The 1212-nt window shown below is 76.7% G+C and carries 2 protein-coding genes and 2 pseudogenes; 3 read left to right on the forward strand and 1 reads right to left on the reverse strand.

The features are described from left to right. The 3 genes and pseudogenes from AC2W7G_RS16740 to AC2W7G_RS16750 all read left to right on the forward strand — a co-directional run. Nucleotides 1–438: pseudogene (locus AC2W7G_RS16740) on the forward strand (hypothetical protein); the annotation flags it as partial. A 72-nt stretch (nt 439–510) separates the two neighbouring features. Continuing rightward, a pseudogene (locus AC2W7G_RS16745) lies at nt 511–654 on the forward strand (universal stress protein); the annotation flags it as partial. A 91-nt stretch (nt 655–745) separates the two neighbouring features. After that, nucleotides 746–1009, forward strand: coding sequence for a universal stress protein (locus tag AC2W7G_RS16750; RefSeq protein ID WP_485869436.1), 264 nt, complete (start codon nt 746–748; stop codon nt 1007–1009). A 1-nt stretch (nt 1010) separates the two neighbouring features. Here AC2W7G_RS16750 and AC2W7G_RS16755 read toward each other — a convergent pair. Beyond that, a partial coding sequence (locus tag AC2W7G_RS16755; protein ID WP_485869437.1) for a GNAT family N-acetyltransferase occupies nt 1011–1212 on the reverse strand: 202 nt, incomplete at its 5' end.

The following is a 1212-nucleotide window of genomic DNA, read 5'->3' on the forward strand; positions in this document are numbered from 1 at the left end:
TACACCGACGGCGCCCGGGCGGCCACGGTCGCCGTTCGTCCGGGCCGAGCGCGGCCGCCTACCGCGTCGCCGGCCGACCTCGTCGCCGAGTGGGAGGAGACGTCGCGGGCCGCCGCGCACGCCTGTCGCGTCGCCGAGCCCGACGTCCTCGCGACGCAGGGCCACGCGATCGGCACCGTCGACCTCGTGCACACGCTGCTCCTGGAGGCGACCGTCCACCTGGTCGACCTCACCGCCCACCTCCCCGCCCCGCCGGCTCCCCCGGCGGCGGCCCTCCGCGAGGTCCGCGGGGTGGTCGAGGCGCTGGCCGCCGGCCCGCTGCCGTCGGGCTGGGACGACTTCGAGGCCGTCCTCAAGGGCACCGGCCGCCGCGAGCTGGACGCGCACGACCGCGCCGAGCTGGGTCCCCGGGCCGACCGGTTCCCGCTGCTCGGGTGACGCCTGGTTGTGGCCCGCACCCGTCGTCCGGCGCGCTCCGCGCGAGCGCGGCGGCGCGGATAGAGTCGGGCCATGAGCGCTGACAGCCACCTGATCCTGGTCGGTCACGACGGTTCGTCGTTCGCCGACGACGCCCTCGCCTGGGCCCTCGACCTCGCCCGCCGCTCCGGCGCCAGCGTCAAGGTCGTGCGGTCCTGGACGATGGCCACCGCGCCGCGCCCCTCCACCTGGGAGCGCGGCTACGTGCCGCCGCTCTCGGACTTCGGCGACGCCGTCCGCGCGGCGCTCGAGGCCCGACACCGCGGCCGTGCGGGCCCGGTACGACGACGTGCCGGTCGAGCTCGACGCCCCGCACGGCTCGGCCGCCAACGCGCTGCTCGAGGCGTCCTCCTCGGCGAACCTGCTCGTCGTCGGCCCCCGCGGCCTCGGCGGGTTCAAGGGCCTCGTGCTGGGCTCGGTCAGCGAGCAGTGCGTCCGGCACTCGCAGTGCCCGGTCGTGGTCGTGCGCGGGGAGCTCGACGTCGCCGGCACCGAGCGCTCGATGAACCTCGACAGCAGCTTCGAGGCCTGAGCTACAGCTCCTTGGCGTAGCAGAGCGACTGCGTCGCGCCGACGTACGGGCCGAACGGCTCGACCGGCGCGTACCCGGCCGACTCGTACAGGCCGATCGCCTCGTGCTGGAGCGTCCCGGTCTCCAGCACGAGGCGCGACCAGCCGCGGTCGCGCGCCCGCTCCTCGAGCGCGGCCAGCAGCCGCCGGGACGCGCCCCGTCCG

Source organism: Aeromicrobium sp. PFPM2_SD2 (assembly GCF_057364525.1).